Genomic DNA, 26,849 nt, shown 5'->3' on the forward strand with positions numbered 1-26,849 from the left:
CTGCCCCGCTCCGCCGGCGTCGTCACTGGCCCCGGCATCCGGTCACAGCCAGTTCCTCTACGATTGGTGGAGTGACTTCGCTATCAGATCTCCCTATTCGTGATGACCTCAGGGGCCTTACGCCCTACGGTGCACCAACCGATCCGGTTCGCATCCAGCTGAATGTCAACGAGAACACGCATCCGATTCCGGAGGCGGTTGCCACTGACATTGTCATGGCTCTCGCCGGCGCTGTTATGAATGCCAACCGCTACCCCGACCGCGAATTCACTGAACTCCGTGAATCACTTGCGGCCTACCTCGGTCACGGCCTTACTGCCGACAACATCTGGGCGGCCAATGGTTCCAACGAAGTGCTTCAGCAGACGCTGCAGGCGTTCGGCGGGCCAGGGCGCCGCGTGCTTGGCTTCCCGCCCACCTACTCGATGCACTCCATCATCGCCTCAGGCACCGGCACCGAGTGGGTCACGGCACCGCGCGATCCTGCCTACGACATCACGCCAGAGAGCGTCGTTGCCGCAATCGCTGAGCACACGCCCGATGTTGTTTTTCTCTGTTCCCCTAACAATCCCACCGGCACCCCCGTCAGCAACGACACGATCGTGGCCGCCTACGACGCTACCGACGGCATCGTGCTCGTCGACGAAGCGTATGCCGAGTTCTCTGATCGCGAATCGGCTCTGTCGCTCCTTGAGGGTCGCCCGAGACTTCTCGTGTCCCGCACGATGAGTAAGGCCTTCGCCTTCGCCGGCGCGCGAGTCGGTTACCTCGCCGCGGATCCGGCGATCGCGGACGCCTTGCGTTTGGTGCGACTCCCGTACCACCTATCGGCGCTCACGCAGGCGGCGGCCGTAGCGGCACTGGCCCACGCGCCGCAAATGCTTGCCATGGTCGACGAGATCAAGGCGCAGCGTGATCGCATGAGCGCTGGACTTGAAGCATTGGGATTCACCCCCGTACCCAGTGAGTCCAATTTCGTCTTGTTCGGCAACGTCGCTGACCCTCAAGAACTGTTCCACAAGCTCCTCATTCAGGACATCCTGATCCGCGACGTCGGCATCCCGCACCACTTGCGAGTCACTGCTGGCACCGAAGAGGAAACCACTGCGTTCTTGGATGCGATGGCCGACCTCCAGACGCTCGGTAGAGTTGAACAATGACCTCACAGCGCACCGCGACAATTACGCGCGAAACTAGCGAGTCGAGCATCGAACTTTCGATCAATCTCGACGGCACCGGCACCTCATCTATTGACACGAGCGTGCCCTTCTACGACCACATGCTTACGGCGTTCTCGAAGCACTCGCTCATCGATCTCACCGTCAAGGCCAGCGGAGATACGCACATTGATGTGCACCACACGGTCGAAGACATTGGCATTGCGCTCGGGATGGCCATCAGGCAAGCGCTCGGCACCAAGGCAGGCATCTCGCGCTACGGTGACGCGCTTGTTCCGCTTGATGAGGCGCTCGTGCGTGCTGTTGTTGACGTCTCCGGTCGTCCTTATCTCGTCCACACGGGCGAGCCCGCGGGGTTCGAGATGCACCTTATCGGTGGTCACTTCACCGGCTCGATGGTGCGTCACGTCTTTGAGGCAATAAGTTACAACGCGGGTATCACCGTTCACGTGACCGTTCTGGGTGGTCGCGACCCGCACCACATTGCTGAGGCAGAGTTCAAGGCCTTCGCTCGCGCGATGCGTGCTGCGGTTGAGCCGGATGCTCGCGTCACGGGAATCCCCTCTACGAAGGGTGCGCTCTAGAGTGGCTGCTCCTTCGGTTGTCATCCTCGACTACGGCTCCGGCAACATTCACTCGGCAGCGAAGGCTCTCGAGGCTGCTGGCGCGAACGTTCGCCTGAGTGCGGATCGTTCGGTCGCTGAGGCGGCTGACGGGCTCCTCGTGCCCGGCGTCGGTGCTTTCGCTGCTGTGATGTCGGCGCTCGAATCAGTTCGCGGGGGCGCAATCATCGAGAAGCGCCTCACCGGAAGTCGCCCAGTCATGGGCATCTGTGTGGGCATGCAGGTGCTCTTCGCCTCGGGCGACGAACACGGTATTCAGACCGAAGGCCTCAACGAGTGGCCTGGTGTTGTAGAAAAGTTACCCGCCCCGGTTTTGCCTCACATGGGGTGGAATACTGTCGAGACTCCTGACGACACGACGCTGTTTGATTCGGTGCGAGACGAACGTTTCTATTTCGTGCACTCCTACGCTGCACAACAGTGGACGCTTGATGTTCAGCCGCCTTTTCCTCAGCCGAAGCTCACGTGGGCAGACCACGGCGGCCGATTCTTAGCCGCGGTCGAAAACGGGCCATTGACTGCCACTCAATTTCACCCCGAGAAGTCGGGCGAAGCTGGAATCCGACTACTAAGTAACTGGTTGAAGACCTTCTGATTTTGCTGAGGTTCTACGTGCACTAGTATCGGATGCTTGTGCGCGGCGTTCCGCGGTCAGGTCTTTAGAGAGCGTATCTATGAGCGAGTTCAACAAAACCCCCGGTCTAACCCTGCTGCCGGCAGTGGATGTAGCCGACGGCAAGGCAGTGCGTCTCACGCAAGGCGAGGCTGGAACCGAGAAGAGTTACGGCGATCCGTGCGCTGCAGCTCACGACTGGGCCGACCAGGGCGCCGAGTGGATTCACCTCGTTGACCTCGATGCTGCATTCGGTCGTGGCGACAACCACGCGATGATCAAGAAGGTCATCAAGTCGACGCCGAGGCGCGTCAACATCGAACTTTCGGGTGGTATCCGCGACGACGAGTCGCTGGAATCTGCTCTTGCGACTGGCGCGAAGCGCATCAACCTCGGCACTGCCGCGTTGGAAAACCCCGAGTGGGCTGCTCACGTTATCGCCGAATATGGCGAGGCCATTGCTGTTGGTCTTGATGTTCGCGGCACGACGCTGGCTGCTCGCGGCTGGACGCAAGAGGGTGGCGACATTTGGACGGTTCTCGACCGTCTTGAATCTGCCGGATGCTGCCGCTACGTCGTTACTGACGTCACTAAGGATGGCACGCTGCAGGGCCCGAACATTGAGCTGCTTCGCCAGGTCATGGAGCGCACACACCGCCCGGTAATTGCCTCTGGCGGAATCTCGAGCTTGGACGACCTTATTGAGCTGCGCGAACTTGTTCCGCAGGGTCTTGAGGGCGCCATTGTGGGCAAGGCTCTCTATGCGAAGGCGTTCACGCTGGCTGAAGCGCTCGACGTCTCCTCGCACTAGGCGAATCACTTCGCGGGCGCGGAAACCGGAACTGACCTAGCACTGACACAGGAGCTGACATGGGCGCAGAAGTGAACGCAACGGATTCCGCAGGCGTACCGTGGGAGGGGCGTTCCTTTGAGCCCAACGCAGCACCGGATGACGATGGCAGCGCTCCTCAAGCGCTCATGGCCACTATCACCCGCTTTCATGCTGGCGATGCCACCGAAGCTGAGGTTGTCGATCAGGTTCGCGAGTCCCGCCTTCTGATCCCGCTGCTTGCCAAGGCAGGGGAGACCGGCACCACCGCCGAGGGGCTCACTGTCGACAAGACGCAAGAGCTCTCAATCGTCACGGTTACGGGGCCAGATGGCCGTGCCGTGTTGCCCGTATTCAGTTCTGTCGAGGCGATGAAGGCGTGGAATCCGGATGCTCGGCCAGTGCCAGCGGCAGGCACCCGTGTGGCGCTTGCGGCCGCCAGCGAAAACACTGACCTCGTGATCATCGATCCGCTCAGCGACAGCGAGTTCATCCTTCGTCGCCCGGCAGTGTGGGCGATCGCGCAGTCTGCTCCGTGGACGCCGAGCTTCTTGCGTGCCGATGTGCGGGACGAGTTCGCAGCATCCGCTGAGAGCGAAGAATGCGTCGCTGATATCCAGCTATTGGCCGGCGACCCCGGGGCACGGCTGCATGGCCCCGAGTTGGTCGTTCAGATCGCGATGCGCGAGGGGCTTGACCGCGAGACCTTAGATGCGGTCATGGAGCGGATGCGCGAACGCTGGAGTGCCTCTGAACTCATCGCTCAGTCGGTCGATTCGCTCGCAGTCCAAGTCATTCGCGCACCAGCCGCTGACGTGCCCACTAGCTGACAGCAACTAGCGGGCGCCGCCTTAGTTGACGGGGCCGGTGTACTTTTCGCCTGGGCCCTTGCCGGGGGCATCGGGGAACCGCGACTCTTCGCGGAACGCGAGCTGAACCGAGCGGAGTCCGTCACGCAGCGGGCGCGCATGGTGGTCACCGATCTCGGGGGCGGCGGCGGTCACGAGGCCGGCAAGAGCGGTAATCAGTTTGCGGGCTTCGTCGAGGTCCTTCTCTGACTCCGCATCCGGGCCATCAGAAAGGCCGAGTTTCACCGCAGCAGCGCTGAGCATGTGTACGGCGACGGTGTTGATTACCTCGACTGCGGGCACTTCTGAGATGTCTCGTGCTTCATTTGTCTCGTCTGGGGTGGGCTCGCTCATGATGTCCTTCGCTTATTGGGGTTCGCTCTGCTATTCTTATGCAGGCCCGGGGCTCGCCCCGGTTACGAAAGTGGAGATTCTCCCACCTGTCAACCGCATATAAGGTTACCGGGTAGTTACACCCCGCACAGTTCGCTGGCGTTGCAGTACGCATGATTCGTGTTTGAATCAGCGCATTGTTCCGGATGTGGACTGCGCAGCTTTAAAGGGTGATGCAGCATTCGCTGCGTTTGATCCTCTTTCGTGCCACGGCATCCGCCGAACTGCGTTTACCAGACGACTACCGTTTGGCTGCGCATCACGAAATGTAAGGAGAACACGCATCAGCGATCCCCGTACCAACGACCGAATCCGAGTCCCTGAGGTCCGTCTTGTCGGACCCGGTGGCGAACAAGTCGGTGTCGTCTCTATTGACGTCGCCCTCAAGCTCGCCCAAGAGGCAGATCTTGATTTGGTCGAGGTAGCTCCCAGCTCTAAGCCTCCCGTTGCCAAGATTATGGATTACGGCAAGTTCAAGTACGAAGAGGCGCAGAAGGCGAAAGAAGCTCGTCGCAACCAGACGAACACGATTCTCAAAGAGGTTCGTTTCCGTCTCAAGATTGACAAGCACGACTACGAAACCAAGCGCAAGCGCGCCGAGGGATTCCTCGCTGGCGGCGACAAGGTCAAAGCGATGATCTTGTTCCGTGGCCGTGAGCAGTCTCGCCCCGATCAGGGTGTGCGTTTGCTTCAGAAGTTTGCCGAAGATGTCTCCGAGTTCGGTTCTATTGAATCGACACCGACTATTGACGGTCGCAACATGGTCATGATTATTGGCCCACACAAGACCAAGGCAACAGCTAAGGCTGAAGCCGAGGCCCGCAAGGCAGCTAACAAGAAGCCTCGTGAGGCAGAAGTTCCAGAGAAAGAGGAGAAAGATGCCTAAGCAGAAGACGCACTCAGGCACCAAGAAGCGTTTCAAGGTCACCGGTAGCGGCAAGGTCATGAAGCAGCAGGCGGGTATGCGACACAACCTCGAGGTTAAGAGCAGCAAGCGTAAGCGCGCACTCAACCAGGATCAGGTCATTGCGCCGCAGGACGCCAAGACAATCAAGAAGCTTCTCGGTAAGTAAAGGGTTTAGGAATACATCATGGCAAGAGTAAAAAGGGCGGTTAACGCTCACAAGAAGCGTCGGGTAATCCTCGAACGCGCCAAGGGTTACCGCGGCCAGCGTTCGCGTCTCTACCGCAAGGCCAAGGAGCAGGTCACTCACTCCCTCGTCTACGCATACCGCGACCGTCGCGCCCGCAAGGGTGAATTCCGTCGTCTGTGGATTCAGCGCATCAACGCTGCGTCGCGTGCGAACGGCCTCACCTACAACCGTCTCATCCAGGGTCTGAACCTTGCTGGTGTGCAGGTTGACCGTCGTATCCTCGCTGACCTCGCGGTCACCGAGCCCGCCACGTTCGCGTCGCTGGTTGCAACCGCTAAGGCTGCACTTCCTGCTGACACGTCGGCACCCCGTTCGGCTGCGTAACTAGCCGCACAACTATTCGTGCAATCGGCACGCTGTGGCGACCAATTTGGTCCCTACAGCGTGCCGATTCTCGTATGTGCAGGGCGCGAGCTTAGGGTTAGTGGCGTGATTGATAACCCGCGCTCGCCACGTGTACGAGCAGTGGCCAAACTTGCAAAGAAGAGTGCCCGGTCTGAGACCGGGCTTTTTCTCTTGGAAGGCCCCCAATCCGTAGCTGAAGCTCTTGAGTTTCGCCCGGATCTCTTGGTTGAGCTCTACGCCACTCCTACCGCTCTCGAGCGCCACAGCGATCTCGCTCGTGCCGCCGAAGCTGCGGAAATCGAAATTGAATTCGTTTCTGAGCAGGTGCTCGAGACGATGGCTGACACTGTCACTCCTCAGGGCATTCTGGCTGTCTGCCGCCAGTTCCCGACGTCGGTTAAAGACCTTCTTTCTGGCGGGCCGAAACTGATCGCAATTCTTGAAGAGGTTCGTGATCCTGGCAACGCCGGCACGATCATTCGTGCAGCGGATGCCGCTGGTGCCGACGGCGTGATTCTTACGGGTCGCAGTGTTGACCTTTACAACCCCAAGGTTGTGCGCGCCACGACGGGATCTCTGTTCCACCTTCCTGTTGCTGTCGGTGCCGAGCTCGAAGCGGTGCTGGAGCGCGTCAAGGGGGAGGACATGCGTGTTCTTGCCGCCGATATCAAGGGTGGCGATTTGTTGGCGGCTCGCAATGAGGGCGTTCTCGATAAGCCCTCGGCGTGGCTGTTTGGCAATGAAGCTCGTGGCCTGACGGACGAGCATTATGCCTTGGCCGACTGGGTGATTTCGGTGCCGATTTATGGCCATGCTGAGTCGATGAACCTCGCCACTGCGGCATCCGTCTGCCTGTATGAGAGTGCTTTCGCGCAGCGCAGCAACTGATCGTAACCGGTACTCGTGATTTAGTGTCACGACCGTGTTACAACTAGGCGCGTTGATTGACCCCCGTTGCAGGCGTGTGTTTATCTTGGTGAATGGCAGCGCAGAGCGGTGAACCTCTGGTCGTTATCGACCACGTCAACAAACATTACGGTGAGCTTCACGTGCTCAAAGACATCTCCACCACGATTAAACGTGGCGAGGTAGTTGTCGTTATCGGGCCGAGTGGTTCGGGAAAGTCCACGCTCTGCCGTGCGATCAATCGCCTTGAGACGATCGACGATGGCACCATCACGATTGATGGCAAGTTGCTGCCCGAAGAAGGCGCTGGTCTGGCCAAGTTGCGCGCAGACGTCGGCATGGTGTTCCAGTCTTTCAACCTCTTCGCTCACAAGACGATTCTTGAGAACGTCACTCTTGGCCCGCGCCGCGTGCGCAAGATGTCCAAGGCGGAGGCCGACAAGAAGGCGATGGAGCTTCTCGATCGCGTTGGTATCGGCAACCAGGCATCCAAGATGCCGGCTCAGCTTTCCGGTGGCCAGCAGCAGCGTGTAGCGATCGCTCGATCGCTCGCGATGGATCCCAAGATCATCCTTCTCGACGAGCCCACATCGGCTCTCGACCCTGAGATGATCAATGAAGTTCTCGATGTCATGGTGCAGCTCGCCAAAGACGGAATGACCATGCTCGTGGTCACCCACGAGATGGGCTTCGCCCGCAAGGCTGCCGACCGCGTGATCTTCATGGCGGACGGCGAAATCGTTGAAGAGGCCGAGCCCGAGCAATTCTTCACCAACCCTCAATCTCCGAGAGCGCAAGACTTCCTCTCGAAAATTCTTACCCACTAACTCAGCGGGTAATCCCCACAGCAGCAAGGAGAAACACATGAGACTCAAAAAAGGTCTGATGATTTCTGCCATCGCCGCCGTAGGCCTTCTTGGCCTCAGCGCGTGTGCAGCAGACACTTCGTCTACTACCGACACCGACATGGTCGTTCCCGAGTTTGAAGCAGGCACCACGATGGCTGACCTCGCTGAGGCAGGCACGATCACCATCGGCACCAAGTTCGACCAGCCGCTGTTCGGCCTCAAGGGTCCGTCAGGCGACCCCGTCGGATTTGACGTCGAGATTGGTAAGCTCGTTGCCGCTTCGCTCGGCATTAGCGAAGACAACATCGAGTGGGTAGAAACGGTTTCTGCCAACCGTGAAACGTTCATCGAGAATGGCACCGTAGACATCGTGATCGCGACGTACACGATCAACGACACTCGCAAGGAAGTTATTTCCTTCGCTGGTCCTTACTACAACGCAGGCCAGGACATTCTCGTTCTTGAAGGCAACCCCGAGGGCATCACTGGCCCCGAGGACCTCGCAGGCAAGGACGTCTGCAGCGTTGCCGGTTCCACTTCAGAGAAGAACATCGCTGAGTACGACGTCAACCTCATCACTACTGACGCTTACTCAGCATGCCTCGAGCCGCTTCGCAGCGGTAACGTGATCGCTGTCACCACTGACAACGTGATCTTGGCCGGCCTTGCCGACCAGAACCCGGGTGAGTTCGAAGTTCTGAGCAACCCGTTCACTGAGGAGCCTTACGGTATCGGTCTCGGTCATGATGACGACGAGTTCCGCGACTTCATCAATGACGTTCTCGAGACCTCGTACTCCGATGGTTCATGGGATGCGGCTTGGGAATCGACTGCAGGCCAGGTCCTGAAGCTTCCGACCCCTCCTGCTGTAGACCGCTACAGCAACTAGTGTGCTCGGTGCCCGCCTGCGACTAACGCAGGCGGGCACCATTCACGCCCTATTCACTTACTTTCCAGGAGGCCCGGATGGACGTCATCTCTAACGCGATCGACGCCCTTGTCGACATAACGCCGCTCTACATGCAGGGCTTTCTTTTGACACTGGCCCTGTTGGGCATTGCTGGTGTTGGGGCGTTTATTCTCGGGGTACTCATTGCGGCGATGCGCATTTCGCCGGTTCCTTCCTTGCGTGTTTTTGCAACGGTGTACACGGAGATCCTTCGTAACATTCCGCTCCTTCTGGTGCTTTTCTTTTGCGCCTTTGTGCTCCCCATCCTTGGTGTCGACCTTGACTACTTCCTCCTAGCCGCTCTTGGCTTGACTCTGTACACCTCACCTTTCGTCGCTGAAGCGGTGCGTTCAGGGTTCAATGGTGTTCCCGTCGGCCAAGCCGAAGCCGCTCGTAGTATTGGCATGGGATTCACCCAGACGGTTGGCCTCGTAATTCTTCCTCAGGCAAGCCGCATGGTCGTTCCGCCACTTATCAACGTCTTCATTGCTTTGACCAAGAACACTTCGGTTGCCGGGGCTTTCTTTGTGAACGAACTATTCAAGGCGACCGGCGCTGCGTCCCGCGACCACGGCGACCTCGTGTTGCTCACCCTGGTGTACGCGGCAGCGCTTTATCTGGCCATTACTATTCCGCTTGGGCTCATAGCCGGAGCGATCGAGAAGAAGGTTATGGTGCTGCGATGAGTGCGAGCGTGCTGTACGACGCCCCGGGTCCGAAGACTCGGCGCAATTCCGCCATCGCCTCCGTGGTCGGTGCGATGCTCATCATCGCGCTTATCGTCTGGGCGTACTTCATCTTGGCTGCGCCGCGTGTGAGCGCTAACGGCGCTGAGCAGCCGGGACTTTTTGACCCGTCGAGAACCGACATTCTGGCTGACCCTGAAGTCTGGGGCGCGTTCGGGCGAGGCGTTGTAAACACTTTGCGGATGGCGGGAGTCGCGGCAGTGCTGGCGATCATCGTCGGAATTCTGTTTTCTTTCGGGCGCACTGCTGCCTCTAAATGGATCCGCATTCCTACGTCGATCTTGCTTGAGATTTTCCGCGGGATGCCGTTGCTGTTGCTTATTTTCTTCGTTTTCTTGATGTTCTCTACCGGTGGCTACTGGGCCGGTGTGCTTGGTCTCGGAATCTACAATGGTGCGATCATCGGCGAAGCTCTCCGTGCCGGCATCAGTTCTTTGCCCAAGGGACAGCGTGAAGGTGGGCTGTCGATCGGCCTCACCTCGCTGCAGACCCGCTTTATCGTGGAGTTCCCGCAGGCCTTCCGCCAGATGTTGCCGATCATTTTGGCGCAGCTTGTCGTGCTGTTGAAAGACACGTCGCTGGCGTACGTCGTGGCGTACCCCGAGCTCTCGCGCACGATCAAGGAGCTGCAGAACTTTTACGGCAGCCGCTACGTCTTCACGCTGTTTGCCATCGGTCTGGTCATTTACCTCGTCATGAACGTGAGCCTCTCGTACATCGCCCGCTATATCGCGAAGAAGAGCGGTCCGAAGGATGGCGCGACCACTCCGAACACACCCAAGCAACCTGGCGTAGATGGCACTCGTGCCATCACGATGCCGCCGCGCGGTCACGCCAGCTACGGCGTCGACAATGGCAGCACTGGCGGCGGCGGGTACTAGCTCTGCAATGAGGGCGGCCCGCCACAGCGGTGTCCGCTAAACTCGGTTCTTGTGTCTGAACCCACCCCGATCACAGAACCAGCGGTAACCGCAGCGGTCGAAGCAGCTCTTGCTGCCATCGAAGCCGCCGCGACAATGGCCGATCTCAAAACGGTGCGCGGAGCCCATCTTGGCGAAGGGTCACCGCTTGCGGCGCTCAACGCCCAGATGAAAAACGTGGACCCGGCAGACCGAGCGGCCACCGGCAAGCTCATCGGAGCCGCACGCGGCCGCGTCAACGGCGCTTTTAGCGCCCGTGAGGCCGAGCTGGCCGTCGCCGAAGAGCAAGCGAAGCTCGCGGCAGAAGCCGTGGATGTCACGGCCGTCGCCACTCGCTACGTGAAGGGCGCCCGGCATCCGCTGAGCCTGCTCATGGAGCACATGAGCGACATCTTCGTCGGCATGGGATGGGAGGTCGCAGAAGGCCCCGAGCTTGAGAACGAGTGGTTCAACTTTGACGCGCTCAACTTCGACGAAGATCACCCGGCCCGCGCCATGCAAGACACGTTCTTCATTGACCCCGTCGACTCGCACTTGCTGTTGCGCACGCACACGAGCCCGGTTCAGATCCGCTCCCTTCTTGAGCGCCCACTGCCGGTATATGTCGTCGCGCCCGGACGCGTGTTCCGCACGGACGAACTCGATGCCACCCACACTCCCGTCTTCCACCAGCTGGAGGGTATCGCGATCGACAAGGGCCTCACCATGGCGAACCTGCGGGGCACGCTTGAGCACCTCGCGCGCGCCATGTTCGGCGAGGGCGCCCAGATTCGTCTGCGCCCCAACTACTTCCCGTTCACCGAGCCCAGCGCCGAAATGGACGTGTGGCAGCCCAACGCCAAGGGGGGCGCCCGCTGGGTTGAATGGGGCGGCTGCGGAATGGTCAACCCCAACGTGCTTCGTGCCGCCGGGATAGACCCCGAGGAATACCAGGGCTTCGCCTTCGGAATGGGAATTGAGCGCACGCTGCAGTTCCGCAACGAAATGAATGACATGCGAGACATGGTCGAGGGCGATATTCGTTTCTCCCAGCAGTTCGGAATGGTGGTCTAATGAAAATTCCCATGAGTTGGTTGCGGGAATTCGTTGAGATCCCGATAGACATCACTCACGAACAGGTTCACGCTGCGCTCGTGAAGGTTGGCTTTGAAGAAGAAGACGTCCACGGTTTCGATATCTCTGGTCCGGTCGTGGTTGGCCAGGTTCTTGAGTTCGTTGGCGAGCCCCAGTCCAATGGCAAAACCATCAACTGGTGCCAGGTCGATGTTGGCGAAGCGGAGCCTCGCGGCATCGTGTGTGGAGCCCACAACTTTGTGGTCGGCGACAAGGTTGTTGTCACGCTTCCCGGCTCGGTTCTTCCCGGCCCGTTCCCGATCGCTGCACGCAAGACTTACGGTCACGTCTCTGATGGAATGATCGCGTCGACTCGCGAACTTGGTCTCGGAGACGAGCACGACGGCATCCTCGTGTTGTCCACATTGGGTCTCGACCCCGAGGTCGGAACGAGCGCGATCGAGCTGCTCGGTCTCGATGACTTCGGGGTGGAGATCAATGTCACGCCCGACCGTGGGTATGCCATGTCGTTGCGCGGTGTTGCGCGTGAATACGCTCTCTCGACGGGCGCAAAGTTCACCGATCCTGCCGACGCTCCCACGATCACCGAGGCGAGCGGCTTCCCCGTCGTTATCGCCGACGACGCGCCCATTCGCGGTCGCGCCGGAGTGCGCGCCTTCGTCACGCGCGTCGTACGGAACGTGGATGTTACCAAGCCAACGCCGTCGTGGATGATCACGCGCCTGACGCTCGCCGGCATCCGCTCGATCTCGCTCACGGTAGACATCACGAACTACGTCATGCTCGAACTCGGGCAGCCGATTCACGCCTATGACCTCGACCGAGTATCGGGCGGATTGACGGTTCGTCGCGCTAAAGCGGGGGAGACGCTCACCACCCTCGACGACAAGTCGCGCACGCTCAACCCTGAAGACCTGCTCATCACCGACGAGTCCGGCCCCATCGGCTTGGCTGGCGTCATGGGTGGGGCAAGCACTGAAATCACGGATGCCTCCACCAACGTTCTGATCGAGGCCGCCAACTTCGAACCGATCTCGATCGCGCGCACTGCTCGCCGCCACAAGCTCGGCAGCGAAGCATCACGTCGTTTCGAGCGCGGAGTCGACCCGCTAGTGGCTTCTGCGGCGGCTGCGCGCGTCGTTGAACTTCTCGTGGAGCTGGGCGGCGGCACCGTCGATGCTCTCGGCAGCGACCTACTAGCCGAGCACACCCCAGATGCTGTTGATCTGCCTGAGGGCTATGCCGAAGGCCTGATCGGCGTTCATTACTCCGCCGATGAGATCACCGACTCTCTGCAGGCTATTGGCGCCGAGGTTACTGTGACTGACACTGGCTGGAGCGTGACACCACCGAGCTGGCGTCCCGACCTCGGTGACAAGACCACGCTCGTTGAAGAAGTTGCCCGCATCGTGGGTTACGACCGTATTCCGGCTGTGCTCCCCGTTGCTCCTCCGGGCCGCGGGCTCACTCGCGCCCAGCGCCTGCGTCGCACCGTCTCTAACAGCCTCGCGGCATCCGGCCTCACCGAGGTCTTGGCCTACCCGTTCATCTCTCAGCAGTCGAACGACCTTTTTGGCTCGCCTGAAGCTGGGGGAGCGACCACGATCAAACTCGCAAACGCCTTGGACCCGGATGCCGCAACCCTGCGTCGTTCGTTGCTGCCGGGCCTCGCGGCGATCGCGCACCGCAATGTCTCTCGTGGACTCACGGACCTCGCTCTCTTCGAGGTCGGAACGGTGTTCCTGCCCGAAGCGGGCCACCGTTACGGAAGCACCTCGTTGCCGCTCGGCTATGAGTTGCCCAGTGACGCCGCTCTCGCCGAACTGCGTTCGAGCATCCCGGAACAACCGTGGCACGTTGCCGCGCTGTTCCTCGGTGATGCCGTTACGCGCCAGCCGGGTCAGCAACCACTCTCTCGCGGGCTCGCGGATGCTCTCGCCACGGTTCAGCAGCTGGCGGCGACGCTGTCCGTCGACATCGACGTCGTGACGGGTACCCATCAGGCGATGCACCCTGGTCGCACCGCCGAGCTTCGCGTGGGCGACCACACTGTTGGCTACGCCGGCGAGTTGCTGCCGGCCCTGGCGCTTGAACTCGATTTGCCGCGTGTTGTTGCGGTGCTTGAGCTCGACCTCACCGTGCTGATCACGAGTGCTGCTGTAGATATCGCTGCGACTCCCATCGTGTCGTACCCGGCCGCTACGCAAGACCTGTCTCTCGTAGTGCCGGTGGCTGTTCAGGCTGGCGAGTTGTTGGCCATCATCCGCGAGGGTGCAAGCGAACTCTTGGAGAACGTGCGGCTCGTCGATGACTACCGTGGCACCGGCATCCCGGAATCGCACAAGTCGCTGACTTTTGCGCTGAGGTTCCGTGCCAGTGACCGCACGCTCACGCAGGCAGAAGCGACCGACGCGAAGAACGCTGCGGTTGCCCTTGCTGGCGAACGAGTGGGCGCTGAACTGCGCGAGTAACCACTAATTGGTGCGAAAGCCGGTTGTCTCTCGCAGAGTGGCAACCGGCTTTCTGCGTTTGTCGATTAGCCTGCCGCGCGCTCTGGGCACTACTCTAGAAATGTGACCGACTTCCGCACTTGCAGCCAGCGTTTCTCGCTGAGCTTTGTGGTGCCGTCTTCGCCGGTTCTCCGCGGGGCTGACGAGCGACGATAGGCGGAGTTTCGCCACAACCCACGAGGTCGTGTGTGATTCGCCGCCGCAAGTGTTCTCGATTCCGAACCCACTGAAGGTAATTCCATGTCAATTTCGGTCGCTGTGGCCGGTGCCAGCGGTTATGCCGGTGGCGAGCTTCTTCGCCTGCTGTCCACCCATCCTGAGTTCGATGTCACGACGGTGACCGCGTTTAGTAACGCCGGTCAGCGCCTCATCGATGTGCAACCGCATTTGCGGTCTCTCGCACACCTAGTTTTTCAGCCGACGGAGCCCGAAGTGCTCGCCGGTCACGATGTTGTTTTCTTTGCGTTGCCACACGGCAAGTCGGGAGCGTTAACGGCTGAGCTCAGCCCCGACACTCTCGTCGTTGACTGTGGTGCCGATCACCGCCTCACCAGTGAAGACGACTGGGCTGCCTTCTACGGCGGCGAGTTCTACGGTGCCTGGGACTACGGGATGCCCGAACTGCTGCACGCCGCCGGGGGCACGCAACGTCAAGTCCTTGCCGGTTCGAAGCGTATTGCGGTGCCCGGCTGCAACGTGACAGCCATTACGCTGGGGCTCGCTCCCGGCATCCGTTCCTCGTTGATCGAGTCAGAAGACATCGTGGCGGTGCTTGCGGTCGGGCCTTCGGGCGCGGGCAAGAGCCTGAAGGTTAACCTGCTCGCGAGCGAAATGATGGGCTCTGCTTCGGCGTATGCCGTTGGCGGCACTCATCGTCACACTCCGGAGATCGCGCAGAATTTGAAAGTCGCTGGCGCTTCATCGGTGACGGTGTCGTTCACTCCCGTCCTCGTGCCCATGTCACGCGGCATTCTCGCGACCTCCACTGCGAAGCTCGCTGACGGGGTCACCGCGGCCCAAATTCGGGAAGCGTGGGAGACCGCCTATGCCGACGAGCCGTTCATTCACGTCTTGCCTGAGGGACAGTTCCCGCGCACCGCTGATACGTTGGGCGCCAACACCGCCCTGATCGGGCTTGCCGTTGACGAAGCAGCGCGTCGCGTGGTTGTCGTCAGCGCAATCGACAATCTTGTAAAGGGCACCGCAGGCGCCGCCATTCAATCGACAAATATTGCGTTAGGCCTTGAGGAAACCCTCGGTCTGGCGCTGGACGGAGTAGCACCATGAGCGTCACAGCAGCCGCAGGATTCGAAGCAGCCGGGGTCGAAGCGGGGCTCAAGGCCAGCGGTGGTCTCGATGTCGCCCTCGTCGTCAACCGCGGCCCACGCTTCGATGCAGCCGCCGTGTTCACGAGCAATCGTGCGCAGGCTCACCCCATCATCTGGTCCAAGCAGGTCATCGACGATGGCGTTGTCACAGCGATCGCCCTCAACTCGGGTGGAGCCAACTGTTTCACAGGCCCCCAGGGTTTTCAGGTAACGCACGCCACAGCGGAGCACGTTGCTGAAGCGCTCGGGTCATCGGCCGGCGACATCCTCGTCTGTTCGACCGGTCTTATTGGAGAACCGCTTCCGCAAGACAAGGTTCTCGCCGGGATGTCGGCAGCAATCGGAGCGCTCAGCACCGACGGGGGCACCGATGCGTCGCTCGCCATCATGACCACCGACAGCAAGCCCAAAACTACTGTCGCGACCGGCACCGGCTACACCGTTGGCGGCATGGCCAAGGGGGCAGGGATGCTCGCGCCGGGCCTTGCGACAATGCTCGTGGTCATCACCACTGACGCCGCTGTCGCCGCAGCCGACCTCGATGCGGCGCTGCGGGAAGCCACTCGCGTGAGTTTCGACCGTCTCGACTCTGACGGTTGCATGTCGACCAACGACCAGGTAACGCTGATGGCGTCGGGCGCCTCAGGAGTGACTCCGGATGCAGCCGAGTTTGCCGCACTTGTCACGAGCGTGTGCAACGACCTGGCCGAACAACTGCAGGGCGATGCCGAAGGCGCAAGCCACGACATCCGCATCGAAGTTGTGCGCGCGCTCAGCGAAGACGACGCTGTCGTGGTCGGCCGTTCGGTTGCTCGCAATAATCTCTTCAAGGCCGCGATCTTCGGCAACGATCCCAACTGGGGCCGGGTGCTCGCCGCGATCGGAACCACGGATGCTGCCTTTGACCCCTATGCGGTCGATGTGTCGATGAACGGTGTGCGGGTCTGCCACGCGGGCGCCCCCGATCGCTCACGTGACGAGGTAGATCTCACGGGCCGTGCTGTGCACGTGCTGATCGATCTGGCTACGGGCGATGCCGAAGCGACCATTCTGACCAACGACCTCACGCACGATTACGTGCATGAGAACAGCGCGTACTCCAGCTGATGCCGGCCTACACCCACGGCGCTGAACACGAGCAGGCCATGACGAAGGCGGGAGTGCTGATTGAGGCGCTTCCGTGGTTGAAGAGATTCCGTAACCGCATCATTGTGGTGAAATTCGGCGGCAACGCCATGATCAACGACGAACTCAAGCGCGCCTTTGTGCAGGACATGGTTTATCTGCGTCTTGCTGGTGTTCGCCCAGTGATTGTTCACGGTGGCGGCCCCCAGATCACCAAGGAACTCAAGATTCGCGGTATCGAATCGGAGTTCCGTGCTGGCTATCGTGTGACGACAGAAGAGTCGATCGACGTGGTGCGCGATGTGCTCACCGATCAGGTCGGCGCTGAGCTGGTTGATCTCATCAACGAGCACGGAGATCTTGCTAACGGCATTGCCGGGCACGAACATTCGCTGTTTATCGGTGAACGAATGATCAAAGAGATCGAGGGCAAGCGTGTTGACCTCGGGTTGGTCGGTAATGTCACTGAGGTCGATCCTCAGCGAGTGCTTGACGTCTTAGCGAGCGACAACATCCCTGTGGTGTCGACACTGGCCCAGGAAGCGGGAGAGATCGCTGAAGACGCCTCTGGCTTGCTCAATGTCAACGCGGATTCTGCGGCGGCAGCGCTAGCTATTGCGCTCGACGCGGCCAAGCTCGTCATCCTCACCGATGTTGCCGGTCTCTACAGCGATTGGCCGAACCGGGAGTCGCTCGTCTCGATCATCAACACCGACGAGCTGCGTGAGCTGTTGCCGAGTCTGGAATCGGGCATGATCCCGAAGATGACAGCCTGCCTTGAAGCGGTGGATGCTGGCGTTCCGAAGGCCGCGATCATCGACGGTCGAGCCCCACACTCAATCCTGCTCGAAGTATTCACGCAAGATGGAATTGGCACCGAGGTGGTACCCGCATGACCTGGAAAGACGACTACGCCCACCGGATGATGAATACGTTCGGTGTACCGAAGGTGGAGTTCGTGCGTGGCGAAGGCTGCACGGTCTTCGATTCCGAGGGCAAGCGTTACCTCGACTTCTTGGCTGGCATTGCGGTCAATTCGCTTGGGCATAATCACCCCGCGATTGTGGGCGCGCTCAGCCGCCAAGCCAACCTCCTGCACGTGTCCAACTTCTTCGCGACCGAACCGCAACTCGCGCTCGCGGCACGACTGCTGCGCATTTCGGGTGCCGGTGACGAGGGGCGCGTGTTCTTTGCGAACTCGGGCACTGAGGCAAACGAAGCTGCCGTCAAGCTCGCTCGTCTCACCGGGCGCCCGCGCATCCTGTCGTTGATGGATTCCTTCCATGGTCGGTCTATGGGGGCTCTCTCGATCACCGGCAAGGCATCGCTGCGCGAGCCTTTTGAGCCGTTGCTTCCCAACGTCGAGCACATTGATTCCACTATCGAGGCCCTCGAAGCTGCGATTGGACCGGATGTCTCGGCCCTCATCGTCGAGCCGATCAAGGGTGAGGCTGGGGTGCACTCGCTGCCCGCCGGCTACCTCGAAGCGGCTCGTGAATTGACGACTCAGCACGGTGTGCTGCTCATTATTGACGAGATCCAGACCGGAGCCGGACGCACAGGAGACTGGTTTGGCTTCCAAGAGAGCGGAATCGTTCCTGACGCCATCACTATGGCTAAGGGAATGGGAGGGGGAGTGCCGATCGGTGCGCTCGTGACGTTCGGGAAGGCATCCTCGCTGATGCATCCCGGTCAGCACGGCACTACTTTCGGTGGCAACCCACTCGTCTGTGCCGTTTCGGAAGCGGTCTTGGGCCAGATTGAGTCTGACGACCTCGTGGCGAATGCCGCTCAGCGCGGTGCCGAACTGCGCACCGCACTGGCCCGCATCGATTCCTCGTTGATCGTGGAGCTTCGCGGGCGCGGACTCCTGATCGGCATCGGACTTGCCGAGCCTGTCGCGCAAGAGATCGTGGCGGTTGCGCTTAAGCACGGGCTGATTATCAATGCGCCCAACGCGTCAACTGTTCGCCTCGCTCCGCCCCTCATCATTGGCGATGCCGAAATCGCCGAATTCATTGACACGTTCAGCACGGTGCTGAACGAAGTGACCAACACAGCATCTACGGAGGCATCATGACCAGGCATTTTCTTCGCGACGATGACCTCAGCCCGGCCGAGCAACTCGAGATTCTCGATCTCGCCGAAAAAGTAAAAGCTGATCGGTGGGGGCGAAAGCCGCTCGAGGGTCCGCAGACCGTTGCTGTGATCTTTGACAAGTCATCAACTCGCACTCGCGTCTCGTTCGCTGTGGGCATCGCAGACCTTGGCGGTTCGCCGCTCATCATCTCGACCGCCAACAGTCAGCTCGGCGGTAAGGAGACAGCCTCAGACACGGCTCGCGTTCTTGAACGCCAGGTCGCCGCCATTGTCTGGCGCACCTACGGCCAGCAGGGTCTTATTGAGATGGCCCATGGAACCCAAGTTCCCGTGATCAACGCTCTCAGCGACGAGTTCCACCCGTGCCAGTTGCTCGCTGACCTGCTCACGATTCGCGAACACAAGGGTGAGCTTAAGGGCTTGACCGTCACGTTCCTCGGTGATGGTGCAGACAACATGGTGCACTCGTATCTCCTCGCTGGCGCGACCGCGGGAATGCACGTGCGCATCGCGTGCCCCGAAGATTACCTACCGTTGGCGGATGTCGTCGCTGACGCGGAGAAGATTGCGGCATCCACGGGTGGATCGATTTCAATTCTCACCGACGCGGCTGAAGCCGTGACGGGTGCGGATGTTGTTGTCACCGACACGTGGGTGTCGATGGGCAAAGAAGACGAGAAGGCCGCTCGCGTGGCTTCTCTTGGTGCCTACAAGGTCGACACTGCGCTGATGGCGCTCGCAAAGCCTGACGCGATCTTCTTGCACTGCTTGCCTGCTGACCGCGGGTATGAGGTTGAGGCCGACGTGATCGATGGCCCGCAGAGTGTCATCTGGGATGAGGCGGAGAACCGCCTGCACGCCCAGAAGGCTCTCATGATTTGGTTGCTCGAACAGGCTGCCTAGTTTTTGGCGGCATGACGCCGCCGTTGTAGTTCCCTAAACTGATTCACGACGTCAAGGAGAAAAACATATGTCAGAACGCGTAGTTCTCGCCTACTCGGGCGGACTCGACACTTCGGTAGGTATTGGCTGGCTCAAGGACGCCACAGGCAAAGAGGTCGTCGCACTTGCGATTGACGTCGGCCAGGGCGGCGAAAACATGGATGACATCCGTCAGCGCGCACTTGACTGTGGTGCTGTTGAGTCGATCGTTATCGATGCCAAGGATGAGTTCGCTGATGACTTCCTGATGCCGGCACTCAAGGCAAACGCGTTGTACCAGAAGCGTTACCCGCTGGTTTCGGCTCTCAGCCGTCCGGTGATCTCGCGTCACCTCGCACTCACCGCCAAGGCGCTGGGTGCGGACAGCGTTGCTCACGGTTGCACCGGTAAGGGCAACGACCAGGTTCGCTTCGAGGCAGCTGTTGCGGCTCTCGCCCCCGACCTCACGAGCATCGCTCCCGTGCGTGACCTTGCGCTCACCCGCGACAAGGCGATCATCTACGCCGAAAAGCACAATCTTCCGATCCGCCAGTCGGCAGCGAGCCCTTACTCGATCGACAAGAACGTCTGGGGTCGCGCGGTCGAGACCGGATTCCTCGAGGACCCGTGGAATGCTCCGATTGAAGAGCTTTACGAGTACACCGCTGACCCTGCAGCCGGTCTTCCTGCCGACGAAGTGACCATCACTTTCGAAGCCGGAATTCCGGTCGCCATCGACGGCGTCGCGATGTCGGCTCTCGCCATCGTTGAGCACATGAACGCGCTCGCCGGCAAGCACGGCATCGGCCGCATCGACGTGGTCGAAGACCGCCTCATTGGTATCAAGAGCCGTGAGGTTTACGAAGCTCCCGGCGCGATGGCTCTTATCGCCGCCCACGAAGAGCTTGAGTCACTCACGATCGAGCGTGACCTTTCCCGTTACAAGCGTGGAGTTGAGGCCGAATGGTCGAACCTCGTGTACGACGGACTCTGGTATTCAGGTCTCAAGCGTTCACTCGACGCGTTCATCGACGACACCCAGCGCTACGTGAGCGGAGAGATCCGCATGACACTCCACGCTGGCCGTGCCGTACCGACTGGCCGCAAGTCAGAGCAGAGCCTCTACGACTTCAGCCTTGCCACCTACGACACCGGTGACACGTTCGACCAGTCGCTCGCTAAGGGCTTCATCGAACTCTGGTCATTGCCGAGCAAGATCTCGGCTCGTCGCGACGCAAAGCAGGGCTAATCATGGCGCAATCTGCCGAAACTGGTGAGGGACAACTCTGGGGAGCCCGCTTCGCAAGTGGCCCTTCACCTGAGCTTGCCCGGTTGAGCAAATCAACTCACTTCGACTGGCAGCTTGCGCAGTATGATCTCGCCGGTTCGCGAGCGCACGCTGTTGCGCTCGCGGCCGCGGGGTACCTCGACGACGTTGAACTCGAAACGATGACGGATGCTCTGACATCGTTGAGTGCAGCCGTTGCCGATGGCAGTTTTACAGCCCTTGAGTCGGAGGAAGACGTTCACGCTGCTCTCGAGCGTGGGCTCATCGAGCGTGCGGGTGCTGAGGTCGGAGGCAAACTCCGTGCCGGACGTAGCCGCAACGACCAAATCGCCACGCTCGTGCGCCTGTACCTTCTCGACCATGCGGGCGCGATAGCGGCCATGGTTGTCGACCTCATTGACGCCATTGTGGCGCAGGCTGAGAAGCACGCTGCGGCCATCATGCCGGGTCGTACCCACCTCCAGCATGCGCAGCCAGTGCTGCTCGCGCATCATTTGCTCGCGCACGCGTGGCCTCTGGTGCGCACGCTCGAGCGCTTGCGGGACTGGAAGGTTCGCGCATCCACATCGCCGTATGGTTCTGGTGCGCTTGCGGGCAGCACGTTGGGGCTCGACCCCGCGCTTGTTGCTCGGGAGCTGGGGCTTGCTCGCCCCACCGAAAACTCAATTGATGCGACTGCGAGCCGGGATGTCGTGGCAGAGTTCGCGTTCATTACCGCGCAGCTGGGTATCGACATTTCGCGTCTCAGCGAAGAGATCATTCTGTGGAATACGCGCGAGTTCGATTTCGTGCAGCTTGATGACGCCTATTCAACCGGATCGTCGATCATGCCCCAGAAGAAGAACCCCGACATCGCTGAGCTTGCTCGAGGCAAGTCTGGTCGCCTTATTGGTAACCTCACGGGCCTGCTGGCCACGCTCAAGGCCCTGCCCCTCGCCTACAACCGCGATCTTCAGGAAGACAAAGAGCCCGTGTTCGACTCTGTCGAGACGCTTGAAGTCTTGCTTCCCGCATTCACGGGAATGATTGCGACGCTGCGCTTCAACACGGAGCGCATGGCCGAGCTTGCGCCTCAGGGGTTCTCCTTGGCGACGGATGTTGCTGACTGGCTCGTGCGCCAGCATGTGCCGTTCCGTGAGGCTCACGAAATCAGCGGTTCGCTCGTGCGTTTCTGTGAAGACAACTCGCTTGAACTTCACGAACCGACCGATGACGACTACGCCGCCATTTCACCTCACCTCACGGGTGATGTGCGCGCGGTTCTTACGGTGGAGGGTTCTGTATCGAGCCGTGCCGGCGTCGGTGGAACTGCTCCGGTGCGCGTTGCCGAGCAGCGTGCCGAGCTCACCGAGCGTGTTCGCTTGCTCGCGACCGCTCTCGACCCGCAGGTTATCCGCTAGACGTGTTCGAACTGCTCAGCAGGCCGGCAACTGAGGTTGCTCCGCTGTTGCTGGGGGCTGTCGTGCGCGTCGGCGAGGTAGCGGTGCGGCTCACCGAGGTCGAGGCGTACCTGGGCGAAGTCGATCCTGGCTCGCACGCGTTTCGCGGCCCCGGCAAACGTAACGCTGTGATGTACGGCCCGCCCGGCCATCTCTATACCTATTTCACCTATGGCATGCACACGTGCGCGAATGTCGTGTGCATGCCTGAGGGCGTCGCCTCAGGAATCCTTTTACGCGCCGGCGAAGTGATCGAGGGGATGGATGTCGCGGCCGAACGGCGCGCAACATCCAAGAAACCGGCCGACCTCGCTAGGGGGCCCGCCCGCCTCGCGGTGGCGCTCGGCATCCGGCTGGATGACGCGGGAACCAACTTAGAGTCAGGTCGTGTTCGTCTGGAACTGCCTCAGTCGCAGTCTCCGTTCAGCGTTGGTCCGCGCACGGGCGTCGCGGGTGCTGGCGGCACCGACGAGTATCCGTGGCGCTTCTGGATTCCGGGGGAGCCGAGCGTTTCCCCGTATCGCCCCGCAGTGAAGCGCAACCGCAGCTAGTGGCCCGCTTCACACCGCTAGAGCAGCGGATTGATGAGTGGGCGCACGGGCGTCTTGACCGCGTTCGCGATGGCGGTCCGCAGCATCCGCACGGTAGCGGTCGGGTCCAACCACAGCGTTGGCGCACGTGGGCTATCGAGTTCACCGTGTTCGTGCTCAAGCAAGCCTGGGCGTGCGTCTTTGGGGGAGCGCTGTTGACGGTTCTCGTGCTCACGCGCCTCTGGTATCCAGAGTCGGCGGCCCTCGCCCGCAACGACTTTCTGGTGTTGGCTGCTCTCGCCATCCAAGTTCTCATGGTGGTCTTCAAGCTGGAGACACTGCGCGAGCTGCGGGTGATCATCCTGTTCCACATCGTGGGCACGGTGATGGAAATTTTCAAGACCGATGCTGGGTCGTGGAGCTATGAGGGCGACGGCGTGCTGCACATCTTCGGCGTCCCGCTCTATAGCGGTTTCATGTATGCCGCGGTCGGTTCGTACATGGTGCGCGTGTTTCGTCTCTTCGAGCTTCGTTTTGATCGCTATCCGCGACGCTGGATCACGGCCATTCTGGCCACGCTGATCTACGTCAACTTCTTCAGTCACCATTTCATTGTCGATGCTCGCTGGTTCCTCTTCGCGGCAATCGCGGTGGTCTGGTGGCGCACGGTGATGCACGTCAGAGTTTCGCGGGCACGATTCCGGATGCCGATTTTGGTCTCTTTCGTGCTGGTCGCAGTATTCATTTGGATTGCAGAGAATGTGGCGACGTGGTCGAACGCGTGGGTATATCCCAGTCAGTCGGAGGGGTGGGAGTTGGTCTCGATCGCCAAGCTTGGTTCGTGGCTGCTGCTCATGATCGTCTCGGTGGTCTTGGTGACGTGGGTCGAGAAACCACAGCCGCCGGAAGCGATCGCCGAGAACGCCACCGCGCAGCCGTAACGCTAGGCCCACGCAGAGCAAGTGCCGACTGACGACCTAGCGTCCGACAAGCAGGGCTGCGGTGCAGAGCCCGGCCCAGACGAGGCTCACGAGCGTGCCAATGATGAATCGTTCGCGGGCAGCTGCGTTCTCGAGTTCGGAGAAGCGGCCAAGTCCTTTGATGGCAACGATGACGGCGATCGCTCCGGGCTGCCACACCATGAAGGATGCGATGAACGCGAAGCGTTCGAGGTAGCCGATCGTGGTTCCGCCGCGCAGAATTTCACGTTCGGGCAGGGGAGAATCGGCGTCGATCACGAGGATGCCGCCATGTTCGCCGCGCGGTGCCGGATACGAGGCGAGCGAGAGCACGAGCGCCACGAGTGGGCTGCCGGCGAGAGTGGCCAGTGCGACGAGGGCGGCGCTGAGCAAAATAATTAGTCCAGAAGCATCACCGGGCAGAGGGTTTCCAGCGGAACCCAAGATGAGGGCGATACCGACAGGCAGTAGCGAGACGGTGGCGAGCCAATACTTTTCAGTGCGCGCGGCAATCATGGATGCGCCGATCGCTCCGATTGTGAGAACGAGTACCGCGATCCACCAGCCGGTCATGACGTGCCTTTCTCTGCGCTGAGCGCGTTGTCGGTTGCTACTCCACTGTGTGCTCTGTCGAGCAGGTTTGCAAGGGCGCGAACGGCCTCTTCTTCTGTGCGCAGCCCCGCGACTAGAGCGCGCTGACTGGCAGATTGCGGGGAGATGCCGAGGCGCTCGGCCGCGTCGGCCTGAGTGATTCCGGTGCTGAGCAAGTCGTAGAGTTCCCAACCGTTGTCAGTGCGACGGTTGCGAAGCAGAATCAACAGCTCAAGAAGTGGCTCGATGTCGCGGGCCAGCTCGCTCTCGGGGTCGGACTCGACGGCGCATTTGGCTGGACTCTTCTTGGCGCGGTCGATGGCGTCTCTGGCGGCGAGAAAGGCGGGACCGCTGGTTGCGCGCACGCTTGTTCCGAACGGCAGGGGCACTGCGCCGATACCGATTCCCACGCTCCACTGTTCGGTGCGGGTCAGTTCGAGGGTGATGTCGAGAGCAGCCTGTGCCGACGTAAGCAGCATTTGTGCCTCGTCTCCGGCAGTGCGCTCGGCGGGCAGGGCGAGGTCATCCGCGCGCTCGGTATTGATGCGCTGCAGAGTCTGGGCTACGGCATCCGCGCTGCTGCGGCTGTTTCTTTGGTCCGCTGTGATCACAAACATAACTAAAGGCTACAGCATTGATTCTCCAATATCAGGCCCACAAGCCTGATTTCTTCAGATCAGTGCCTCAGCATTGCGGATAACGCGCGGCAGGCTGCTCTCAGCACCCCGCCGATAGGCACTACGGTTAATGACGTGTCAGCGACAGCATCAGAATCTCTCAGTACCCAAAGCAACGACAGCTCTTTCGAGAGCTTGTGGCAAGAGCTCACGTGGCGCGGTCTCGTGCATGTCTCTACCGATGCGGTTGCCCTTGAGAAGCTTCTCGACGGTGACCCCATCACCTACTACTGCGGATTCGACCCCACCGCTCCCAGCCTCCACTTGGGTAACCTCGTGCAGCTGCTGCTGCTGCGCCGTCTTCAGCTGGCTGGCCACAAACCTCTCGGACTCGTCGGGGGAGCGACCGGCCTTATTGGAGATCCGCGCCCCACAGCAGAGCGCACGCTCAACGACAACGAAACCGTTGCCGAATGGGTCAGCTACTTGCAGGCCCAGGTCTCCAAGTTCTTGAGCACCGAGGGCGACAATGCTGTGCGCATGGTCAATAACCTCGACTGGACAGCGCCGATGAGCGCGATCGATTTCTTACGCGATATCGGCAAGTACTTCCGTGTCGGCACGATGCTCAAAAAGGATGCGGTGAGCGCGCGTCTCAATAGCGACGCCGGCATCAGCTACACCGAGTTCAGCTACCAAGTCATGCAGGGCATGGACTTCTTGGAGCTCTACCGCAACTACGACTGCGTCTTGCAAACCGGTGGCAGTGACCAGTGGGGCAATCTCATCAGCGGCAGCGACCTCATCCATAAGGCTGAGAGCGCGAGCGTTCACGCTATTGGTACCCCGCTCATCACCAACTCGGATGGCACCAAGTTCGGCAAGAGCGAGGGCAACGCCATTTGGCTCGACTCGAAGATGACGAGCCCCTACGCGTTTTACCAGTTCTGGCTCAATACCGATGATGCGGATGTCATTGAGCGAGTGAAGATCTTCACGTTTCTGTCGCGGGAACAGGTCACTGCTCTCGAGACCGCTGTTGCTGAGGCACCGTTCCGTCGCGAAGCACAGAAGACTCTCGCGTTCGAGGTCACTTCTCTCGTGCACGGCCGCACTGCAACGGAAGCGGCAATCGCAGCATCCGCAGCGCTGTTCGGCCAAGGGGAGTTGGCGTCATTGGATGCGGACACTCTTGCCGCAGCTCTGCGCGAGCTCGCCCACGTCGAAACCTCAGCGGACGCGACCGTTGTGCAATTGCTCGTCGACACGAAACTGGTGTCGAGCGCAAGTGAAGCACGTCGCGCAATCTCGCAGGGTGGCGTCTACCTCAACAATGTTGCCGTTGCGGATGACCAGGCCACGGTGGGCAGTGACCTTCTGCCGGGAAACGTGGCCGTTCTCCGTCGCGGCAAAAAGACGCTCGCGGGAATCTTCGTCACCTCCTAGCGCGAGCAGCACCCGCAGAAGTGGGCCGACTACTTTGGTGACCAGCCAACGTTCGACGTCACTACACGCGACCTTCCTGTTCCCGAAGGCGCCGATGTCCGCTTTGTTCGCGGAGCGGTAGCGGATGCTCTGCCCGCGATTCGCGAGGCTGCGGGTCACGACGACATCTGGATTATGGGCGGGGGAGCGTTGGCGTCGCAGTTCTTGGATGCCGGCGCTCTCGATGAGATTTCGATCTCGTTCGCGCTCGCGATGCTGACGGGAGGTGCTCCACTATTTCCTCCTGAGGCGGGCGGCAATCGCCCGCGCTTGAAGTCGGCCACGGCGGTAGGTCAATTCGCCCGTCTGGTTGACGAAGTCGTACCGCCGAACTGGTCGTCGCTCTGCCGCCGGTTGTCGGCTCATTGCCGCCATTAACTCTTAAGTTTCACCGCACGGTTCGAGCACTACACAGTGTTTTGGGGCCCTCATTTTTGCGACACGCCCGGGATGTTGTCGGTGTTGGCGAGGGGGGCAGAATGCACGTAATGTTTCCTCTTGTCACCCCAAAGGTGCGGAAGTCCCGGGCA

At 60.6% G+C, this 26,849-nt stretch carries 28 protein-coding genes and 1 pseudogene; 26 read left to right on the forward strand and 3 right to left on the reverse strand.

Features of this window, described 5'->3' with window-relative positions; genetic code table 11:
* The first annotated feature begins 71 nt into the window (after nucleotides 1-71).
* From I6E74_RS14130 to I6E74_RS14150, 5 genes are all read left to right on the forward strand, one after another.
* On the forward strand, nucleotides 72-1,160 hold the full coding sequence (locus I6E74_RS14130) for a histidinol-phosphate transaminase (RefSeq protein ID WP_197126730.1): 1,089 nt from the start codon (nucleotides 72-74) through the stop codon (nucleotides 1,158-1,160).
* Complete coding sequence (gene hisB / locus I6E74_RS14135) at nucleotides 1,157-1,762, forward strand: imidazoleglycerol-phosphate dehydratase HisB (protein WP_197126731.1); 606 nt, start codon at nucleotides 1,157-1,159, stop codon at nucleotides 1,760-1,762. Before I6E74_RS14130 ends, hisB begins: the two co-directional genes overlap by 4 nt.
* On the forward strand, nucleotides 1,719-2,396 hold the full coding sequence (hisH, locus tag I6E74_RS14140; RefSeq protein ID WP_197126732.1) for an imidazole glycerol phosphate synthase subunit HisH: 678 nt from the start codon (nucleotides 1,719-1,721) through the stop codon (nucleotides 2,394-2,396). Before hisB ends, hisH begins: the two co-directional genes overlap by 44 nt.
* A 79-nt stretch (nucleotides 2,397-2,475) precedes the next feature.
* A complete protein-coding gene (gene priA, locus I6E74_RS14145) occupies nucleotides 2,476-3,225 on the forward strand; it encodes a bifunctional 1-(5-phosphoribosyl)-5-((5-phosphoribosylamino)methylideneamino)imidazole-4-carboxamide isomerase/phosphoribosylanthranilate isomerase PriA (protein WP_197126733.1) in 750 nt (249 codons plus the stop codon).
* Nucleotides 3,226-3,284: 59 nt separating this feature from the next.
* Nucleotides 3,285-4,073, forward strand: coding sequence for an SseB family protein (locus I6E74_RS14150; protein ID WP_197126734.1), 789 nt, complete (start codon nucleotides 3,285-3,287; stop codon nucleotides 4,071-4,073).
* A gap of 21 nt (nucleotides 4,074-4,094) precedes the next feature.
* On the opposite strand, the gene I6E74_RS14155 is transcribed toward I6E74_RS14150, so the two are convergent.
* Nucleotides 4,095-4,445 (reverse strand): DUF1844 domain-containing protein, encoded by a 351-nt coding sequence (locus I6E74_RS14155; protein ID WP_197126597.1) that lies wholly within the window; start codon nucleotides 4,443-4,445, stop codon nucleotides 4,095-4,097.
* A 322-nt stretch (nucleotides 4,446-4,767) separates the two neighbouring features.
* On the opposite strand from I6E74_RS14155, the gene infC reads away from it, so the two are divergent.
* The 19 genes from infC (at nucleotide 4,768) to I6E74_RS14250 (ending at nucleotide 23,608) form a co-directional block, all read left to right on the forward strand.
* Nucleotides 4,768-5,370, forward strand: a complete 603-nt coding sequence (gene infC, locus I6E74_RS14160) for a translation initiation factor IF-3 (protein WP_197126768.1) — start codon at nucleotides 4,768-4,770, stop codon at nucleotides 5,368-5,370.
* The gene (rpmI, locus tag I6E74_RS14165) at nucleotides 5,363-5,557 is read left to right on the forward strand and encodes a 50S ribosomal protein L35 (protein WP_197108656.1); all 195 of its coding nucleotides are present in this window, start codon (nucleotides 5,363-5,365) and stop codon (nucleotides 5,555-5,557) included. Before infC ends, rpmI begins: the two co-directional genes overlap by 8 nt.
* A gap of 18 nt (nucleotides 5,558-5,575) precedes the next feature.
* On the forward strand, nucleotides 5,576-5,962 hold the full coding sequence (gene rplT, locus I6E74_RS14170; protein ID WP_009771944.1) for a 50S ribosomal protein L20: 387 nt from the start codon (nucleotides 5,576-5,578) through the stop codon (nucleotides 5,960-5,962).
* A gap of 105 nt (nucleotides 5,963-6,067) precedes the next feature.
* Nucleotides 6,068-6,871, forward strand: a complete 804-nt coding sequence (locus tag I6E74_RS14175; RefSeq protein WP_197126735.1) for an RNA methyltransferase — start codon at nucleotides 6,068-6,070, stop codon at nucleotides 6,869-6,871.
* A gap of 92 nt (nucleotides 6,872-6,963) precedes the next feature.
* Entirely contained in the window at nucleotides 6,964-7,716 is a 753-nt protein-coding gene (locus I6E74_RS14180; protein ID WP_197126736.1) for an amino acid ABC transporter ATP-binding protein, read from the forward strand.
* A 37-nt stretch (nucleotides 7,717-7,753) separates the two neighbouring features.
* Complete coding sequence (locus tag I6E74_RS14185) at nucleotides 7,754-8,626, forward strand: glutamate ABC transporter substrate-binding protein (RefSeq protein ID WP_197126737.1); 873 nt, start codon at nucleotides 7,754-7,756, stop codon at nucleotides 8,624-8,626.
* A 77-nt stretch (nucleotides 8,627-8,703) separates the two neighbouring features.
* Entirely contained in the window at nucleotides 8,704-9,372 is a 669-nt protein-coding gene (locus tag I6E74_RS14190; RefSeq protein ID WP_197126738.1) for an amino acid ABC transporter permease, read from the forward strand.
* Nucleotides 9,369-10,313, forward strand: coding sequence for an amino acid ABC transporter permease (locus I6E74_RS14195; protein WP_197126739.1), 945 nt, complete (start codon nucleotides 9,369-9,371; stop codon nucleotides 10,311-10,313). The genes I6E74_RS14190 and I6E74_RS14195 overlap by 4 nt, the downstream gene beginning before the upstream one ends.
* A 51-nt stretch (nucleotides 10,314-10,364) precedes the next feature.
* Nucleotides 10,365-11,405, forward strand: a complete 1,041-nt coding sequence (gene pheS / locus I6E74_RS14200; RefSeq protein ID WP_197126740.1) for a phenylalanine--tRNA ligase subunit alpha — start codon at nucleotides 10,365-10,367, stop codon at nucleotides 11,403-11,405.
* Nucleotides 11,405-13,897: a phenylalanine--tRNA ligase subunit beta gene (gene pheT / locus I6E74_RS14205; protein ID WP_197126741.1), complete on the forward strand. Its 2,493-nt coding sequence runs from the start codon at nucleotides 11,405-11,407 to the stop codon at nucleotides 13,895-13,897. The genes pheS and pheT overlap by 1 nt, the downstream gene beginning before the upstream one ends.
* A gap of 279 nt (nucleotides 13,898-14,176) precedes the next feature.
* Nucleotides 14,177-15,223 carry an N-acetyl-gamma-glutamyl-phosphate reductase gene (argC, locus tag I6E74_RS14210; protein WP_197126742.1) on the forward strand — a complete coding sequence of 349 codons (1,047 nt, stop codon included), beginning with the start codon at nucleotides 14,177-14,179 and terminating at the stop codon, nucleotides 15,221-15,223.
* Complete coding sequence (gene argJ, locus I6E74_RS14215; RefSeq protein ID WP_197126743.1) at nucleotides 15,220-16,371, forward strand: bifunctional glutamate N-acetyltransferase/amino-acid acetyltransferase ArgJ; 1,152 nt, start codon at nucleotides 15,220-15,222, stop codon at nucleotides 16,369-16,371. The genes argC and argJ overlap by 4 nt, the downstream gene beginning before the upstream one ends.
* The gene (gene argB / locus I6E74_RS14220; protein ID WP_197126744.1) at nucleotides 16,371-17,285 is read left to right on the forward strand and encodes an acetylglutamate kinase; all 915 of its coding nucleotides are present in this window, start codon (nucleotides 16,371-16,373) and stop codon (nucleotides 17,283-17,285) included. Before argJ ends, argB begins: the two co-directional genes overlap by 1 nt.
* Nucleotides 17,282-18,469: an acetylornithine transaminase gene (locus I6E74_RS14225; RefSeq protein WP_197126745.1), complete on the forward strand. Its 1,188-nt coding sequence runs from the start codon at nucleotides 17,282-17,284 to the stop codon at nucleotides 18,467-18,469. Before argB ends, I6E74_RS14225 begins: the two co-directional genes overlap by 4 nt.
* Nucleotides 18,466-19,392, forward strand: coding sequence for an ornithine carbamoyltransferase (argF, locus tag I6E74_RS14230; RefSeq protein ID WP_197126746.1), 927 nt, complete (start codon nucleotides 18,466-18,468; stop codon nucleotides 19,390-19,392). Before I6E74_RS14225 ends, argF begins: the two co-directional genes overlap by 4 nt.
* Before the next feature lie 67 nt (nucleotides 19,393-19,459).
* Nucleotides 19,460-20,659 (forward strand): argininosuccinate synthase, encoded by a 1,200-nt coding sequence (locus I6E74_RS14235; protein WP_010205232.1) that lies wholly within the window; start codon nucleotides 19,460-19,462, stop codon nucleotides 20,657-20,659.
* A 2-nt stretch (nucleotides 20,660-20,661) separates the two neighbouring features.
* Nucleotides 20,662-22,098 (forward strand): argininosuccinate lyase, encoded by a 1,437-nt coding sequence (gene argH, locus I6E74_RS14240; protein WP_197126747.1) that lies wholly within the window; start codon nucleotides 20,662-20,664, stop codon nucleotides 22,096-22,098.
* Nucleotides 22,099-22,100: 2 nt separating this feature from the next.
* The gene (locus I6E74_RS14245; protein WP_197126748.1) at nucleotides 22,101-22,688 is read left to right on the forward strand and encodes a DNA-3-methyladenine glycosylase; all 588 of its coding nucleotides are present in this window, start codon (nucleotides 22,101-22,103) and stop codon (nucleotides 22,686-22,688) included.
* Nucleotides 22,688-23,608: a DUF817 domain-containing protein gene (locus tag I6E74_RS14250; protein WP_197126749.1), complete on the forward strand. Its 921-nt coding sequence runs from the start codon at nucleotides 22,688-22,690 to the stop codon at nucleotides 23,606-23,608. The genes I6E74_RS14245 and I6E74_RS14250 overlap by 1 nt, the downstream gene beginning before the upstream one ends.
* A gap of 36 nt (nucleotides 23,609-23,644) precedes the next feature.
* Here I6E74_RS14250 and I6E74_RS14255 read toward each other — a convergent pair whose 3' ends face one another.
* Together I6E74_RS14255 and I6E74_RS14260 are read right to left on the reverse strand one after the other, a co-directional pair.
* The gene (locus I6E74_RS14255) at nucleotides 23,645-24,199 is read right to left on the reverse strand and encodes a hypothetical protein (RefSeq protein WP_197126750.1); all 555 of its coding nucleotides are present in this window, start codon (nucleotides 24,197-24,199) and stop codon (nucleotides 23,645-23,647) included.
* Nucleotides 24,196-24,834 (reverse strand): SatD family protein, encoded by a 639-nt coding sequence (locus I6E74_RS14260; protein WP_231601653.1) that lies wholly within the window; start codon nucleotides 24,832-24,834, stop codon nucleotides 24,196-24,198. Before I6E74_RS14260 ends, I6E74_RS14255 begins: the two co-directional genes overlap by 4 nt.
* Before the next feature lie 135 nt (nucleotides 24,835-24,969).
* On the opposite strand from I6E74_RS14260, the gene tyrS reads away from it, so the two are divergent.
* The gene (gene tyrS, locus I6E74_RS14265) at nucleotides 24,970-26,280 is read left to right on the forward strand and encodes a tyrosine--tRNA ligase (protein WP_307784491.1); all 1,311 of its coding nucleotides are present in this window, start codon (nucleotides 24,970-24,972) and stop codon (nucleotides 26,278-26,280) included.
* A gap of 126 nt (nucleotides 26,281-26,406) precedes the next feature.
* Nucleotides 26,407-26,697, forward strand: a pseudogene (locus I6E74_RS14270) (dihydrofolate reductase family protein); the annotation flags it as partial.
* Nucleotides 26,698-26,849 lie beyond the last annotated feature (152 nt).

Source organism: Salinibacterium sp. SWN139, assembly GCF_015864625.1.
GTDB lineage: Bacteria > Actinomycetota > Actinomycetes > Actinomycetales > Microbacteriaceae > Rhodoglobus.

Coding starts and splice junctions, on each gene's coding strand:
- I6E74_RS14235 (WP_010205232.1), top strand. CDS start 19,460: ATGTCAGAACGCGTAGTTCTCGCCTACTCGGGCGGACTCGACACTTCG.
- I6E74_RS14190 (WP_197126738.1), top strand. CDS start 8,704: ATGGACGTCATCTCTAACGCGATCGACGCCCTTGTCGACATAACGCCG.
- priA (WP_197126733.1), top strand. CDS start 2,476: ATGAGCGAGTTCAACAAAACCCCCGGTCTAACCCTGCTGCCGGCAGTG.
- argH (WP_197126747.1), top strand. CDS start 20,662: ATGGCGCAATCTGCCGAAACTGGTGAGGGACAACTCTGGGGAGCCCGC.
- I6E74_RS14260 (WP_231601653.1), bottom strand. CDS start 24,834: ATGTTTGTGATCACAGCGGACCAAAGAAACAGCCGCAGCAGCGCGGAT.
- I6E74_RS14225 (WP_197126745.1), top strand. CDS start 17,282: ATGACCTGGAAAGACGACTACGCCCACCGGATGATGAATACGTTCGGT.
- argB (WP_197126744.1), top strand. CDS start 16,371: ATGCCGGCCTACACCCACGGCGCTGAACACGAGCAGGCCATGACGAAG.
- hisB (WP_197126731.1), top strand. CDS start 1,157: ATGACCTCACAGCGCACCGCGACAATTACGCGCGAAACTAGCGAGTCG.
- I6E74_RS14255 (WP_197126750.1), bottom strand. CDS start 24,199: ATGACCGGCTGGTGGATCGCGGTACTCGTTCTCACAATCGGAGCGATC.
- pheT (WP_197126741.1), top strand. CDS start 11,405: ATGAAAATTCCCATGAGTTGGTTGCGGGAATTCGTTGAGATCCCGATA.
- hisH (WP_197126732.1), top strand. CDS start 1,719: ATGCTCGCGTCACGGGAATCCCCTCTACGAAGGGTGCGCTCTAGAGTG.
- I6E74_RS14155 (WP_197126597.1), bottom strand. CDS start 4,445: ATGAGCGAGCCCACCCCAGACGAGACAAATGAAGCACGAGACATCTCA.
- I6E74_RS14180 (WP_197126736.1), top strand. CDS start 6,964: ATGGCAGCGCAGAGCGGTGAACCTCTGGTCGTTATCGACCACGTCAAC.
- argJ (WP_197126743.1), top strand. CDS start 15,220: ATGAGCGTCACAGCAGCCGCAGGATTCGAAGCAGCCGGGGTCGAAGCG.
- I6E74_RS14150 (WP_197126734.1), top strand. CDS start 3,285: ATGGGCGCAGAAGTGAACGCAACGGATTCCGCAGGCGTACCGTGGGAG.
- I6E74_RS14185 (WP_197126737.1), top strand. CDS start 7,754: ATGAGACTCAAAAAAGGTCTGATGATTTCTGCCATCGCCGCCGTAGGC.
- argC (WP_197126742.1), top strand. CDS start 14,177: ATGTCAATTTCGGTCGCTGTGGCCGGTGCCAGCGGTTATGCCGGTGGC.
- I6E74_RS14195 (WP_197126739.1), top strand. CDS start 9,369: ATGAGTGCGAGCGTGCTGTACGACGCCCCGGGTCCGAAGACTCGGCGC.
- rpmI (WP_197108656.1), top strand. CDS start 5,363: ATGCCTAAGCAGAAGACGCACTCAGGCACCAAGAAGCGTTTCAAGGTC.
- rplT (WP_009771944.1), top strand. CDS start 5,576: ATGGCAAGAGTAAAAAGGGCGGTTAACGCTCACAAGAAGCGTCGGGTA.
- argF (WP_197126746.1), top strand. CDS start 18,466: ATGACCAGGCATTTTCTTCGCGACGATGACCTCAGCCCGGCCGAGCAA.